We start from the raw sequence: 14,706 nt of genomic DNA on the forward strand, positions 1-14,706 counted from the left end.
TTTTTTGTGTTTGATCAGATGAACAACAAGTGAGTTCCTTCTTGATCGGCCCTACTATAGAAATCGCCAATAGTAAGGATACCATCCAATTCATCAATAAGATCTTCTTTTTCCAAATGGAACATTTCCACCGCCAATTTACAGGCCCAAAGCTTGCATCCCGAATCCGATAGGATTTCCAAAAACTCGCCTACAGGTGGCATATCCAATTTTTCCATTTCTTTTTTCATCATGTTGGAAGCGAATGCTTCAACACCTGGCAATCCGCCCAACATGGTGGGCATGTGCATGGCAGGGTTGCCTACCGTGGCCACATGGAGATGTTCCAGTTTTTTCTTTTGAATGGCTTCCAATCCAAAGAAAGTAAAGAATATCTCAGATTCAATGCCTTCCATTCGAGCCCCGTTGGCCATCACAAATGCCGCGTAGACATTTTCGAGGGTGGCCTTGGAGAGGATAAAGAGCATTTTTTTGACTTTTGTTTCACTCATGACCTTGCGTTTAAATTTTTATTTTTTAAGCCTTATATACAGCTCTTTGGTTTCGGAATACCGGCAATCATTGTTGCTTTTTTCAAGGGTCCGCCTGGGAACAGTGCATAGAATTCCTTAATATCTATGACACCACTTTTTTTGATTCCCCTGATGGACAATGGTTCTTCTTCTTTGAACTTCTGTTGGATATAATCGATTATCGCCCAATGCTTATCGGTCATTTCAATGCCTTGTTCTTTGGCTATCTCTGTGCCAATTTCTTTGTTCCATTGGGAAAAATCGGTTAGATATCCTTCTTGGTCCACGGAAACTGTTGCTTGTGCTATTGTCTTGTCCATTTCTTTAGTATTTAGGTTTACAAATATTATGCTTCTGTTTCTTCAAAATGTTTTCCTTTTTCGCTCATGGTTGCCGATACGAAGGGGATATGGATGCCTTTGATGAGCATGTTCCAATAAATCCATCTAAAGGCCAGTTTTCCCATATGGTTCATCCTGCTTTCTTTCAATAGGTTCAAGGGGCCTACACCTGGGAATGGGAACGTGCCTTCAACGGGCTCATGTGTGTAGTTGAAATCGATCAAAAGGGCTTTTCCATCACCAGTCTCGATAAAGCAGTTTGCATGTCCGTCAAACTCTTCTTTTAAAGGTTCCCCTTTGATGTACCTCAAGATGTTCTCGGTCAATATCTCTGCTTCAAAGTGGGCTACGGAACCTGCTTTGGAAGCTGGTAGATTTGTGGCATCACCAAGGGCAAAAATATTTTCATGGGCCTCGGTCTGTAATGTAGCCTTGTTGGTAGGCACATAGTTGAGGTCATCCCCCAAACCGGAACGTTCGATCAATGCATCGCCCATGTTGGTGGGAACGGTGACCAAAATATCGTAGGGTACTTCGGTTTCTGCATAATCAATGATTTTATTGTTCTCATAATCCACACGCTCAATGTTGAAGTCTGTAACTTCTTTGATGCCCTTATCGGTCAACAAGTGGTGAAGTGCCTGTGTTGCTTTAGGCTTGGTGAAGGCGCCTCCCAATGGGGTCACGAAGGTGATGTCCACTTTATCCCGCATGCCTTTGTTTTTGAAATAGGAATCGGCCAAGAAAGCAAATTCCAATGGGGCAACGGGACATTTGATGGGCATTTCGGTGATATGGACCACCAGTTTTCCGCCTTTCCACTCCCTAAATTTGTCACGCAGGGCTTTTGCGCCTTCATAGGTATAAAAATCGAAAACGCTTTTGTGCCATTCAGGGCCTTTCATTCCTTCTACTTCCTCAGGAGCGATTTTGGTTCCGGTGGCAATGATGAGGATGTCATAGGGAAGTTCTTCGCCTTTTTCCAGTTGGACCTTATTCTCCTCAGGAACGATCAATTCAATTTTTTCCTGAATGTAACGAGCATCCTTAGGAATGAACTTGGATCCTTTTTTCTTGACCTGATCGGTCGTATAAATATCAAAGGGAAGAAATAAAAAACCCGGTTGATAATAATGCGTTTTATATTGATCTACAATGGTAATCTTCCATTCATCTTTTGGAAGCTTTCCTATCAAATGGTTTGCCATCATCGTTCCGGCTGTTCCAGCGCCCAATATGACCAAATTTTTCATGATATATAGATTGTGTGATTTACTATGGTAAAAGTACTCAAAGGGCGGATCGGCGAATATGACAATTGTCAGTTTCGGGCATAAAGTTGTGTAACTTAAGTTACATAAGTGCCTATGAAACAGTTAAATATGTATTTTGATTACATGTGGGAGCCTATTCCTTTGACCATGGCAAATCTTCTTTTTGTGTTGGTTGGCTCCGGAATTTGGGGCGTTAGGGGAATATCCTTTTGTATGTGTATGAAGGGCAAGAAGAAGGATGTTTCACCAGTTACGTGAACAAAAAATGCTGTTTTATTCTTAACCAAAAGGATGGATCCTATCTGAATGTTGACTTATCCGATTAACGGCTTTGATTGGTCAGGCCACCTTGGTTTTTAAGGATATGTTCTTAATTATTTTGGTATGGAGCAATGGGCCGTTCACTGGTTTGGTCATAAGATCGTTTGCACCCAATCTGAATATTTCCTTGCGGGTATTACTGGTATTGTCCGCGGTGAGAACAATAATCGGGATTTGGGGCGGACAATTGGCCTTTCCACTGCGGATGATACCGGTTGTTTCGAATCCGTCCATTTCGGGCATTTGTAAGTCCATCAAAATCAAATCGAAGGATTTATTTTCCATGATTTCCAAGGCTTCTTTGCCGTGGTTGGCAATGGTCAGGTTCATGTTCTCCCATTTCTTGAACAGCAGTTTTACCACGGTCTGGTTCATTTTATTGTCCTCCACCAGCAGGATTTGGCTTTCTTGCATATCAAAATCTTCAGCAGTATGGGCAGGTACTTTGTCCATGACCAAAGTTTCTTCATCAATTTGATAGGTGAGGCCAAGCTTACAGATGATTCCTTGGTTGGTGTTGTTTGCAATATCTATGGTTCCTCCTTGGAGGTCCACATAATTCTTTACAATGTACAATCCCAAACCAAGACCACTATATTCTCTTTTATCCATAAAGGATTTTTTGGTGAAGGACTCGAAAATCGTGCTCATTTTTTCTTTGGAAATCCCAATTCCTGAATCCTTGATGGTAAAGTCCAGGGTTACCCCATTGGAACCGTTATAACTTGTGGCAATGTTTATTTCCACATAGCCCTCATTGGTGAATTTAATGGCATTGTCCAACAGGTGGTCAAGAATCTGGACCAATTTTACTTTGTCGCCCACAATACGGTTTGGTAAGGTATGAGGGATGGATACCTTGAATTCCAGGTTTTTGGCCTCGGCTTTTTTCTGTTGTGCCGCGATGACCTTGGCAAGGGTAGATGGCAATTCAAACGAGACCTCTTTCAGCTCGTGATCCCCTTTTTCTATCACGGTAAAGTCCAAAATATCCTCAATATTGCCCAACAAATTCTTTGAAGAACTCAGGATCAACCTGCACTTTTCTTCCAGATCTTCATCCTTATCGTTCTGCTGTAGGGCACTGGCCACTCCCATGATCAAATTCAACGGTGTTCTAAGCTCATGGCTTATATTGGAAAGGAACGAAGATTTTATTTCGTTCATGTCCTCTGCACGTTGGAGTGCCAATAATTGGTTCTTCTCATTCTCCATCCTAAGATCTCGGATCCTGTTGCTCATGGAAATGGACAGGAAAATAATTTCAAACCCGATCCCAAATTTTGCCCCGTTGTTGGTGAAGAAGGAGTTTTCTATGGTATTGAAGTTGTTGAGTATAAAGATCACGAAGCCAAATACCAAAAAAGATATACCGATGATAAAGTAGGGGTCCACAGAGACCTTTTTTTGCTTTACCGCCACTAGGGAACTGATCATATGGATCAATACCAATATGCCAATGACATTGGCCAAAGGGTAACAAAAGGCAAACCCTCCAGGAATGGTGAACAAGAGCAGTGTTCCTACTAAGTTTAAAATGCTCAAAAAGTTACCGGCACGATGCAAAACAGGGCTGTTCTTTTTAAGGTTCAAGAACTTGTCGCCATATCTTCCAAAAAAGAACAACGAAATAAAAGCCGTCAGCAAAACTGCCCTGTCCGAAAGCCAACCACCGCTTGGTGTTAGGTATTGATGAAAAAAACCATCCAATGAAAACTGCATCAAGGCGATAAAGAGCACATATAGACCATAGTAAATGAATGCTTGATCCTTCAATGCGAAAAAGAAAAATAGATAGATGATACAGGCCAGTACCAATATGCCATAAAAGAAGCCATAAAAAACCTGCTCTTTATAGGTGAGGTCAAAAAATTGGTCCTTTTTATAGAGCTGCAATGGGAACATGACCACTTCTCCATCGCTCTTAATATGGATATAGGCGGTTACCTTTTGGTGTGGACTCAGCTTGAGGTCAAAAATGGATTTTCGATGATGAACGGTTTTTTTGTTGAATGGCATTTTATCCCCGCTGGTCTGTTTACTTACCTTGCCATGGCTATCGATAATGAATAGGTCCACCACATCGGTAATAGGTCTTGCGGTTTCCAAGTAATATTCCCCATACTTGGATGAGGGGTTCTCAATCTCAAATTTCAACCAGTAGTTTTCATTGGAAAAACCAATGTTCTCTTTTAAGCTGGAAAGTGGAATGAAAGATAGATTATTGTTGTTCCGGATATCCTCAAAATCGAAATCCTTGGTTCCCGCCATAAAAATAGAGGTGTTGGGCCGAAGGGAAATGGCATCGGTTTGGTCATCCAATATGAGAGTTGTGGACAAAGCTACTTTTGGTAGCATTAGTATAACGGCATGCAAAAATAATTTGGCCGTCCATAAAATAGATAGTCGCATCAAGTAGGCATTTGGATGTTACCCTTTGGGAAAGTAACATCTGGTTTGTCAAACGATGTTCGTTCGATAATTCAACTTAAAGGAAGGACATGTTGGGGTTTTGGTGAATAAATAAAGGTGTTCTGCATAATATTTCGATGTGTGGTATGGTTCCTGAATCCTTGAATATACTTGGATTAAACAGTTTTTCCTTGATTGTATGTCCTTATTAATGGATTAAAAAATCAAAATGACTTGAAAGGAACGCTTTCTTCTTGGGACTAAATTTTCCATATCCACTCAATGTAATGACGAGATAATGGAAAAAACGAAAAAAACGATTTTAGCTCTTTTCTTGGCGATAGGAGCCCTGACCCATGCACAAAGCATCGATTACAATACCAAAAAAGGTTATGCAGCCAATGGGTATGATGTGGTTTCCTATTTTGACGGAAAGGCCTTGGAAGGCCAAAAAGAGTTTACTGCCCAGTATGATGGTGTGAACTACAAGTTTTCCAACGCAACCAATTTGATGAAATTCAAAGCGGATCCCAAAGCGTATTTGCCTGAATATGGTGGGTACTGTGCATATGCCGTGGCCGTTTCCGGAAAGAAGGTCAATGTGAATCCCAAAACCTTCGAGATCAGGGATGGCAAGTTGTACCTGTTCTATAATTCAGGGAACACCAATACACTGGATCTTTGGCTAAAGGAGTCTCCTGATGACCTGCAAGCCAAAGCAGATGTAAACTGGGAAAAAATCAAGAATTAGTAACTTTTTGGAAGATTTTACGTCAAAAAAGTATGTGACCTTCAATCCATTACTGGTTTTGAAGGGATATTTCATGGATAATTCCGGTATGGTTCAATTCGCAAAGGTTTTTTTATCTGGGTTATTGATAAGTTTCTTAGGGGCATTGCCTTTTGGAACCTTGAACCTAACCGCCTTTGATATCTCCGCTGCACAAGGATCAATGCCGGCCTTTTGGTTTGCACTGGCGGTGGTTCTTGTGGAACTCATTATGGTTAGGCTTACCCTTTACGGCCATGAAAGGTTACAATTTGGGGACCAGTTTGTGCGCCTTTTACTGCCCTTGGGCATTCTTTTGCTGATGTACCTTTCCATATCCAGTTTTTTGGACTCATCGAATATTGCTGGGGCAAGTTCAAAAGCTTCGATTTTACCTCAGATCAAATCCACCTTTGTTTTAGGGCTCTTGTTGAGTGCTCTGAATCCCCTGCAGCTTCCATTTTGGTTTTCTTGGAACAAAATACTGGACAATAGGGGTGTCTTAAAATCCAAGGGAGCCCATTATACCTTTTATTTAATTGGAATTGGTCTAGGTACCTGGATGGCACTGGGAGTATTTATCACTGCAGGAAAATATATTTTCAATAATTACGGACAATACAATAGGATGACGAATCTTTTAATGGGATGTATGTACCTTGGATTTTCTTTCTATCTTTTGTTCCTATTCATCAAAAAGCGAACCAAATACAAAATCCAATAACCATGTTCAAATCTTCCTTGGATACCTTAGAGCAATTCAAAGAGGTCCTGCAGGGACTACCAAAGGATTGTTATTCACAGTCATGTAGTGTACTTTCCAATTCCACAATTGGCCAGCATACGCGCCATATTATTGAACTATACCTCTGTTTGTTGAACGGTTACGAAACGGCCGATGTCTCTTACGACCGTAGGGAGCGTGACCTGAAAATTGAACAGGATCTTTCCTTCGCCATTAAACAGTTGGAATATATACAGGCACAATTGGACCGTCCCAATAAATCCATCAAGATCAGTTATGAACTGGCAGGTTCCGAAACTTGTTTGGATTCCAACTATTTTAGGGAAGTGATGTACAACCTGGAGCATACCATTCATCATCATGCCCTCATCAAAGTGGGTGTTGAACATTTTACCAGTATACAACTTCCAGAATCTTTTGGAGTGGCCCCGTCTACCATGCAATACAGGGAGACATGTGCACAGTAAGCTTCATGTCACAGGGGGATACCTATTTGGTCACCTCCAATAGGGATGAACATATATCCCGGCCAAGGTCCCTTGAACCCAAGGAAGAGACCGTTGGACCCATGAGGGTCTTGTTTCCTAAAGATCCCAGGGCAGGGGGTACGTGGTTTGCGGTGAATGAAGTAGGGGTGGTGGCCGTTTTGCTGAACGGTGCTTTTGTTGGGCACTTGCCGAATGGAAACTATGCCAAAAGCCGTGGACTCATTGTTTTGGATGTCATCAGTTCCAAAAAACCCGAACAGATGCTGGAACAGATGGATCTTTGTCGGATAGAGCCTTTTACTTTGGTATTGTTCAACTCTAGGCTGTTGGAGTTTAGATGGGATGGCAATCAAAAATATTTCAGACCATTGGACAAGTCCAAAAACCATATTTGGTCTTCTGCCACCCTTTATCAGGATGCTGTAATCGAACATCGGGCTAGGTTGTTCGACAGATTTACGAAGGAGAATACCTTGATCAAGCCACAGGATGTATTGAATTTTCATTCCAACAACCATGATGATTTTGAGAACGGTTTCATCATTGATCGGGAAACTGGCCTGAAAACATTCAGTGTTACCCAAGTGGTTCTGGATGAGGAAGAAACCTTGATGCGTCATGTGGATCTGTTGAACGATAAGAGGTATGAGGTTCCTTTTTCTTCCCGTCAACTGATACTGTAGATCCATGGATTCTCTAAAATTGATATGGCATAGGATTACAAATTGGGAATATTGGCCCTTCTGGATGATATATTACCCTTTGTTTCCCGTCTGGTTATATTATTCCTTCAAGGCCCGTTCCCTTTTCTTTTTCAATACGGCCAATCCGGCCATGAAGAATGGTGGTATGGCCATGGAATCCAAAATGGAAATCTATAAGATGATTCCTCCACAATTTATTCCCAAAACGGTTTTTATTCCCAAGGACCAATCTCCGGAATGGGCATTGGAAAAGGTATTGGACTCGGATATTGGGTTTCCCTTTATCGCAAAACCCGATATCGGTATGAAGGCTTTCGGTGTGGAAAAAATCTATAACAAGGATGAGTTTCGAAACTATGTTTCATGGAGCCCCTCTAATTTTTTGGTGCAGGAGCTTATTCCTTACAGGAAAGAAGTGGGTATTTTCTATGTGCGCAAACCGGATGAAGAGCAGGGGAAGATCACGGGGGTGGTCTCCAAGGAGTTTCTATCGGTTGTTGGCGATGGCTCAAGCACACTGATGGAACTCATCAAAAGCAACCCAAGAAGCCATTTACAGTTGAAGGCCCTAAAAAGAAAGTTCGGGGATGGGTTGAACAAGGTAATCGCCAATGGCGAGGAGTTTGTTTTGGTTCCCTACGGAAGTCACACCCGTGGTGCCAAATTTGTGGACATCAGCCATCTCATCAGCGAAGATCTGGTCAAGACCATTAATGGCATTTGTGGCCCGATGAAAGATTTTCATTATGGTCGGTTGGATGTGCTTTACAATACCTTTGAAGAACTGTCTGAAGGAAAAAAATTCAGTGTGATTGAAATCAATGGGGCAGGAGCGGAGGCTACCCATATTTACGACCCTAAGCATTCCCTTTTTTGGGCCTGGCGAGAAGTTACGCGACACTGGGGTATGATGAACGAAGTGAGCATTCTCAACCATCAAAAAGGACATTCGTACCTAAGTTTTAAGGATGGTAGGGCTATGTTGAAAGCAAACGGAATGCTTCAGGCACAGTTAAGGGTAACCTGATGAAAATATCCGTTACAAAATCTCCTTAATATAATCTTCCATCGATTCTGGAGTACTGATAGGGGCAAAACGTTTTACAGGAACACCCTTTTTATCCAATACGAATTTGGTAAAGTTCCATTGGATATTACTGCCCAAAAGCCCGCTCAACTCTGATTTAAGGTATTTGAAAATGGGATGGGTATTCTTCCCATTCACTTCTATTTTGGCAAACATGGGGAAGCTCACACCATAATTTAACTGGCAAAATTCCTGAATTTCATCTGCGGTGCCGGGTTCTTGGCCTCCAAATTGGTTACACGGAAATCCCAAGATCACCAATCCTTGGTCTTTATAGGTTTCATAAAGTTTTTCCAATCCCTCATATTGTGGGGTCAATCCACATTTGCTGGCGGTGTTCACCACAATAATGGTCTTACCCTTGTAGATGGACATGGATTCCATGGTGCCGTCCAATCGTTCCGCTTCAAAATCGTAAAAGGTCATGTTCGAATCTTTTTTATCTTAAATAATTTTTACATCCATTCCACATTCAACTGTTGCAAAGCGGTATCCAATTCCAACAAAGACTTTGGATCAATAATTTGGGTGTTGATGGTCAATTCCTTGTTTTGTCCTTTCAGGATATAATCGCCTGCAAATTTTTTGATCTTTTGAATCTTGTCCAACTCCATTTGCTTTCCAAACGGTGAACAAATCTTGATGATGCCCTTTTCCAAGCGGATGTATTTGTATTGTTTTTGATATACATAGATTCCCAGATAGGTCAAAGAAAGAACCAACCAAAAGTAGTCTGTCCATTTCATGCTATCTTCTGTGAATCGTTGTGCAAAGAAAGCAATGGCCCAAACAAGACCGAGGATGAGATTAACGTTCAAGTGTCTTTTTTTATAGGCTATCCTCATATGCTAACTGGTATTTTAAAATTCACCAGTACCTTAAAATTAGCAAAAAAAAACAGTAATAATCTAAGGTGCACTACGGTGAATGGTTTCCATAATGATAGGCGCATGTATCCGTGAGTTTTCAATGAACCATTTGTGGGTTTCCATGCCGCCGCAGATCACACCGGCCAAGAAAAGCCCCGGAATATTGGTCTCCATGGTTTCAGGGTTATAGGAGGGAAGACGTTTCTCATCTTTTGAAAGTTCAATGCCCAACTTTTCCAAAAATTCGAAATTGGGCATATAGCCGGTAAGGGCCAGAACAAAGTCGTTTTCCAAGGTCACTTCGCCTTCCGGGGTGTTGATGATGATTTCGGATGGCGTGATTTCCTTGACCGTTGCATGGTAATACGCTTTGATGCTGCCTTCCTCAATTCGGTTGATGATATCCGGCCTCACCCAATATTTTACCCGTTGGCCCACTTCCGGACCGCGGATGATCAAAGTGACCTCGGCACCTTTGCGCCAACATTCCAAAGCGGCATCAATGGCAGAATTGCTCGCACCGATAACGGCCAACTTTTGACTGGCATAAAAATGGGGATCGTCATAATAATGTGATACCTTGGGCAAATCTTCACCCGGTACGTTCATTTTATTGGGAAGGTCGTAGAATCCAGTGGCCACTACTACATTTTTGGCTTGGTAATCTTCCTTGTTTGTTTTTACCAAAAAGATGCTTCCTTGCTTTTCAACATCTAAAACCCTCTCGAACAGATGGATGTTCAAATTGTTGGAGGTTACAATCCTACGGTAATACTCCAAGGCCTCGTTGCGTTTGGGCTTGGCTTCTTTGCTGATGAAAGGAATTTCACCGATTTCCAATTTTTCGGAAGAGGAAAAAAATTGCATGTTCACCGGATAGTTGAAAAGGGAATTCACAATGGGCCCTTTCTCGATGATGATATAGCTCAACCCCTTTTTTTTGGCTTCCAATCCACAAGCTATTCCGATGGGTCCACCTCCAATAATGGCAACATCAAATTCCTGCATTACGCTATTTCTTCTTTTAATTGTTTGATGGTTTCCGTTGGATTCTCACTTTTGAACACAAAACTGCCCGCAACCAGGGCATCGGCACCAAGGTCCACCAGTTTCTTGGCATTGTCCGCGTTTACGCCCCCGTCAATTTCAATCAAAGCTTTGGAATTCCTCTTTTGGATCAAATTTTTAAGGTCCGTGACCTTTTGGTAGGTATTTTCAATAAAGGATTGTCCCCCAAAACCTGGATTTACGCTCATCACCAACACAATGTCTATATCTTGGATAGTATCCTCCAAAAGATTGATGGAAGTATGGGGATTGAGGGCCACACCTGCCTTCATCCCCTCGGCCTTTATCGCTTGTAAAGTGCGGTGCAAATGGGGGCATGCCTCATAATGTACCGTTAAATGGTTGATCCCCAAATCTGCAAAGGTTTTGATATACCTGTCGGGATCTACGATCATTAAATGGGTGTCCAAAGGTTTTTTTGCATGTTTGGCAATAACTTCCACAATGGGCATTCCATAGGAAATATTGGGAACGAACAGCCCGTCCATAATATCCAAATGAAACCAATCGGCCTCACTTTGGTTCACCATTTCAATATCATGTTGTAGATTGGCAAAGTCTGCTGCCAGAAGGGAAGGTGCTATGATTTTTTCGCTCATGAGTGGACCAAAATAGTTCCGTACAAAGGTAGTGAAATGTTAAATCAATACCCCATTTTTGAAGTGTAGCTTACCTTAATTTCCCGTGTTTTCCATAGAAAGCGGTCCATAAACGGCATCCCTGAACTTTTTGTGCAAAGTTCCATTGAAGGGAAATATCTGAACAAAGAAAACAGCAGTAAGCTTGTTTACGGGGTCTACCCAAAAGAGGGTACTTGCGGCCCCATCCCAGAAAAACTCCCCGACAACCCCATTGTTCTCCTTTGTTGAGGCAGGTGGTCTTAACCTGACGGCAAAGTCAATTCCAAATCCCACCTGTCCTTTGCTGGGCAGCCATGATCGATCTTTGATGTTTTCATCCAAATGGTTGGTGGCCATCAGCTCCACGGTCTCGGGTTCAAGAATTTTCACACCGTCCAATGATCCCATATTCACCAGCATCTGGGCAAATGTCATGTAATCGTCCAAGGTTGAGGTAAGGCCCCATCCTCCCGGTGTAAAATTCCATTTTCCATAATTGTATGCATGGGATTCCTGGTCATCCTGTTGGTCCAGAAAACCCAGATTATCATGGGAATAGGTTGCCGACATTCTTTTTTGGTCAGATTTGGGTACAAAATATCGGGTTTCCTTCATGTTTAGGGGACCCAGGACATGCTCTTGCAGGTATTCCGCATAGGGTTGGCCAGAAATGCGTTCCACCAGAAAAGCCTGTATATCAACAGATGGACCGTACTCCCATTTTTCTTCTGGTTGAAACCATAGAGGAACCCTTCCCAACCTTGCGGCCATTTGGTCCAGATTGTTTTCCCAGTTAAAAGGGTCTGCAAGGCGAAGGGCTGTACTCAATCTTGGAATATCATTTCTAGTCGTGAAACCACCTGTATGCCTTGTAATATCCCTGATGGTAACGGGTCGTTTGATAGGCTCCAGAATCATTTTTCCGGTAGAATCGACACCTTTGTACACCTGCATGTTGGCAAACTCTGGTGCATATTTTTCCAATGGGTCGTCCAACTTGAACTTTCCCTTCTCGTACAAACTCATCAACGCAGTTCCTGTTATTGGCTTGGTCATGGAGTAGATCTGCACCAAGGTATTGCGCTCCATAGGTTTTCGTTTCTTTAGGTCGGCATATCCAAAGGCATTGTAATAAACTTCTTCCCCTTTTTCATAGATGAGTGCGGATACTCCGGCTACGTCCCTGTTGTCCACAAAGCTCTTAAGGGTCGAATCCAATCGTTTTTTGGATATTTCGGTTATAACGGACGGGGTTTCCTCTTGCGCCATAACCATTTCTATGACCAAGAAGGCAATGAAAAAAAGTTGAGGTATTCGTTTCATGATATAAACTCATTTGAATACCAGAAAGTTAACAAATTAAACGGATTGGAAAACTTTATTGAAAATGTGGGTGAAGTTTGGATTGGGGTAAAATGAAAAATCCTGGCAATCTGTTCGGAAGGATCCACTGCGGTATGTCAATTAAATTGGTCTTGTCCTTTGAAAAAACATCCTATCAAATATGTAAATTACAGATACTTGTTTCAGAATATTTGTGTAAGCAATCCCATTTGTCCTATTTTTTGTTTAATTTGGTTCATGACTTGAACATGTTCGGTTTCAGTTCATATGTTCAAAGATTTACTTCAACCTCAAGAGCACCTGACCCAAGCTCTCCATTTCGATTTAATGTTTTGTTCCATTTATCTGGTGACCCAATCTCCAAATAAGAATGAAGAAGAAATATTTATACCGCTTGGCTCTGTGGGTACTTTTGGTTTTGCCGATTCAAAAAGTGCAATCGCAAAGAGGTAATTTTTCCTTTGGATTGGCCCCAAGCTATAAGGCAAATGGTTATGGCATAAGCTTTAGCGTCAATAATTATCGTAGCGCTGCAGATTATGTGCATCTGTCAATCACTGCCGTATTTTCAAATGAACAACCAGATGCAACAGTTGAGTTTCCCTATGAGGATTACCTTTTGAACCTTGGATATTTTACTACTGTCCTGTCTCGCCCAAATAGAGGTCTATTTATGTATTTCGGTGGTGGGGCATCCACGGGTTATGAGTACATCAACAAAGGTGAAACGGATGTTGTCTATGGATACCAAATCCCCAAAAGTGGGATGATCTATGGTGGATTTGCTTCTTTTGAAATGGATTTTTACCTAACGGATTCTTTTTCGTTGTTCGTTCCAATAAGTGGGTTCTATCACCTTAATAGCAATCTGAATAATGCTATACTGTTAGTTGGTGTAGGAATTCGATGTTATTTAAAATAATGTTTTTTATACATGTTGTTTGCCTCTTGAATAGATCTTTCCGGTAATGAATTGGTGAAAATGTGTACAATAACAAGTGTTTAATCTGGTCAGAAGGACAAGAGGAACATATTGTTGCAGACCTAGGTATATAAATGAAAAAACTCCGGTAATCAGCCGGAGTTTATTCATCAATCAAAAAACGAACAGTCATGATAAACTGTTATATCTACTAAATTACAACTTTCCTGCCAAAAATCAAATTTAAGGATAGTTTAACTGTAATTAATTTGGGTTAAAGTTACAAATTAACCCAAATATGTCTTTAAAATCTTACTTCTGGAGGTATGCTTCAAGCGTCTGATTGCTTTCTCCTTGATTTGGCGAACCCTTTCCCTAGTCAGGTCAAAGGTTTCCCCGATCTCTTCCAAGGTCATGGAATGCTGACCGGCCAAACCGAAATAAAGTCTGATAACATCTGCCTCACGTGGGGTCAACGTTTCCAATGCACGCTCAATTTCTGTACGAAGTGATTCGTGCAAAAGTTCCCTGTCCGGGTTAGGGGATTCCCCACTGCGCAATACGTCGTAAAGGTTGGAATCCTCACCATCGATCAAAGGCGCATCCATGGATACGTGACGGCCAGAGTTTTTCAAGGACTGCTTCACATCTTCCACGGTCATGTCCAATTCTTTGGCAATTTCCTCGGCAGATGGGGTACGCTCATGTGCTTGCTCCAAGAAAGCAAACGTCTTGTTGATCTTGTTGATGGAACCAATCTTGTTCAAAGGCAAACGCACGATACGGGATTGTTCGGCCAATGCCTGAAGAATGGATTGACGAATCCACCAAACAGCATAAGAAATAAATTTAAAACCACGGGTTTCGTCAAAACGCTGGGCAGCCTTGATCAATCCCAAGTTCCCTTCGTTGATCAAATCGGGAAGGGTCAAACCTTGGTTTTGGTACTGCTTGGCCACGGAAACGACGAACCTTAGGTTGGCTTTTGTCAATTTTTCCAGAGCTACCTGGTCGCCCGCTTTAATGCGCTGTGCCAACTCCACTTCCTCATCGGCGGTAATCAAATCCACCTTACCGATTTCCTGTAGATACTTGTCCAACGAAGCGGTTTCCCTATTGGTAACCTGTTTTGTAATCTTTAACTGTCTCATCTAAATACTCCCTTCAAATTAAGTTTGTGAACCGAAGCTCATTAGGTTATACGTAGAAAAAAATAAAAAGTTACATTTT

16 protein-coding genes are annotated in these 14,706 nt (G+C 41.8%); 6 read left to right on the forward strand and 10 right to left on the reverse strand.

Annotation, left to right across the window (positions count from 1 at the left end; translation table 11 throughout):
• Nucleotides 1-14 precede the first annotated feature (14 nt).
• From D2U88_RS17870 to D2U88_RS17885, 4 genes are all read right to left on the reverse strand, one after another.
• A complete protein-coding gene (locus D2U88_RS17870) occupies nucleotides 15-491 on the reverse strand; it encodes a DsrE/DsrF/DrsH-like family protein (protein WP_119641917.1) in 477 nt (158 codons plus the stop codon).
• Between the two features lie 32 nt (nucleotides 492-523).
• The gene (locus tag D2U88_RS17875) at nucleotides 524-832 is read right to left on the reverse strand and encodes a TusE/DsrC/DsvC family sulfur relay protein (protein ID WP_119641918.1); all 309 of its coding nucleotides are present in this window, start codon (nucleotides 830-832) and stop codon (nucleotides 524-526) included.
• Between the two features lie 26 nt (nucleotides 833-858).
• Nucleotides 859-2,106: a type III sulfide quinone reductase, selenoprotein subtype gene (sqr, locus tag D2U88_RS17880; RefSeq protein WP_119641919.1), complete on the reverse strand. Its 1,248-nt coding sequence runs from the start codon at nucleotides 2,104-2,106 to the stop codon at nucleotides 859-861.
• A 360-nt stretch (nucleotides 2,107-2,466) separates the two neighbouring features.
• Nucleotides 2,467-4,860 (reverse strand): 7TM diverse intracellular signaling domain-containing protein, encoded by a 2,394-nt coding sequence (locus D2U88_RS17885; RefSeq protein WP_119641920.1) that lies wholly within the window; start codon nucleotides 4,858-4,860, stop codon nucleotides 2,467-2,469.
• A gap of 298 nt (nucleotides 4,861-5,158) precedes the next feature.
• Between D2U88_RS17885 and D2U88_RS17890 the strand changes: the two genes are divergently transcribed.
• The 5 genes from D2U88_RS17890 to D2U88_RS17910 all read left to right on the forward strand — a co-directional run bounded on the left by D2U88_RS17890 (nucleotide 5,159) and on the right by D2U88_RS17910 (nucleotide 8,593).
• Nucleotides 5,159-5,611 carry a YHS domain-containing (seleno)protein gene (locus D2U88_RS17890; RefSeq protein ID WP_119641921.1) on the forward strand — a complete coding sequence of 151 codons (453 nt, stop codon included), beginning with the start codon at nucleotides 5,159-5,161 and terminating at the stop codon, nucleotides 5,609-5,611.
• A 124-nt stretch (nucleotides 5,612-5,735) separates the two neighbouring features.
• A complete protein-coding gene (locus D2U88_RS17895) occupies nucleotides 5,736-6,353 on the forward strand; it encodes a LysE family transporter (protein WP_182859216.1) in 618 nt (205 codons plus the stop codon).
• Nucleotides 6,354-6,355: 2 nt separating this feature from the next.
• Nucleotides 6,356-6,841, forward strand: a complete 486-nt coding sequence (locus D2U88_RS17900) for a DinB family protein (RefSeq protein ID WP_119641923.1) — start codon at nucleotides 6,356-6,358, stop codon at nucleotides 6,839-6,841.
• Nucleotides 6,829-7,545: an NRDE family protein gene (locus tag D2U88_RS17905; RefSeq protein ID WP_119641924.1), complete on the forward strand. Its 717-nt coding sequence runs from the start codon at nucleotides 6,829-6,831 to the stop codon at nucleotides 7,543-7,545. The genes D2U88_RS17900 and D2U88_RS17905 overlap by 13 nt, the downstream gene beginning before the upstream one ends.
• A gap of 4 nt (nucleotides 7,546-7,549) precedes the next feature.
• Entirely contained in the window at nucleotides 7,550-8,593 is a 1,044-nt protein-coding gene (locus D2U88_RS17910) for an ATP-grasp domain-containing protein (protein WP_119641925.1), read from the forward strand.
• A gap of 12 nt (nucleotides 8,594-8,605) precedes the next feature.
• Here the strand turns inward: D2U88_RS17910 and D2U88_RS17915 are convergent, their stop codons facing one another.
• The 5 genes from D2U88_RS17915 to D2U88_RS17935 form a co-directional block, all read right to left on the reverse strand.
• Nucleotides 8,606-9,079 (reverse strand): glutathione peroxidase, encoded by a 474-nt coding sequence (locus tag D2U88_RS17915; RefSeq protein WP_119641926.1) that lies wholly within the window; start codon nucleotides 9,077-9,079, stop codon nucleotides 8,606-8,608.
• A gap of 29 nt (nucleotides 9,080-9,108) precedes the next feature.
• Nucleotides 9,109-9,498: a hypothetical protein gene (locus D2U88_RS17920; protein WP_119641927.1), complete on the reverse strand. Its 390-nt coding sequence runs from the start codon at nucleotides 9,496-9,498 to the stop codon at nucleotides 9,109-9,111.
• A 63-nt stretch (nucleotides 9,499-9,561) separates the two neighbouring features.
• Nucleotides 9,562-10,530 (reverse strand): YpdA family putative bacillithiol disulfide reductase, encoded by a 969-nt coding sequence (locus tag D2U88_RS17925; RefSeq protein ID WP_119641928.1) that lies wholly within the window; start codon nucleotides 10,528-10,530, stop codon nucleotides 9,562-9,564.
• Entirely contained in the window at nucleotides 10,530-11,189 is a 660-nt protein-coding gene (gene rpe, locus D2U88_RS17930; protein WP_119641929.1) for a ribulose-phosphate 3-epimerase, read from the reverse strand. Before rpe ends, D2U88_RS17925 begins: the two co-directional genes overlap by 1 nt.
• Nucleotides 11,190-11,264: 75 nt before the next feature.
• The gene (locus D2U88_RS17935; RefSeq protein WP_119641930.1) at nucleotides 11,265-12,533 is read right to left on the reverse strand and encodes a serine hydrolase domain-containing protein; all 1,269 of its coding nucleotides are present in this window, start codon (nucleotides 12,531-12,533) and stop codon (nucleotides 11,265-11,267) included.
• A 391-nt stretch (nucleotides 12,534-12,924) separates the two neighbouring features.
• On the opposite strand from D2U88_RS17935, the gene D2U88_RS17940 reads away from it, so the two are divergent.
• Entirely contained in the window at nucleotides 12,925-13,476 is a 552-nt protein-coding gene (locus tag D2U88_RS17940) for a conjugal transfer protein TraO (RefSeq protein ID WP_119641931.1), read from the forward strand.
• A 287-nt stretch (nucleotides 13,477-13,763) separates the two neighbouring features.
• Here D2U88_RS17940 and D2U88_RS17945 read toward each other — a convergent pair whose 3' ends face one another.
• Nucleotides 13,764-14,627 carry a sigma-70 family RNA polymerase sigma factor gene (locus D2U88_RS17945; RefSeq protein ID WP_119641932.1) on the reverse strand — a complete coding sequence of 288 codons (864 nt, stop codon included), beginning with the start codon at nucleotides 14,625-14,627 and terminating at the stop codon, nucleotides 13,764-13,766.
• Between the last annotated feature and the right edge of the window lie 79 nt (nucleotides 14,628-14,706).

Origin of the sequence: Flagellimonas aequoris (genome assembly GCF_003584165.1) — a bacterium.
GTDB lineage: Bacteria > Bacteroidota > Bacteroidia > Flavobacteriales > Flavobacteriaceae > Flagellimonas > Flagellimonas aequoris.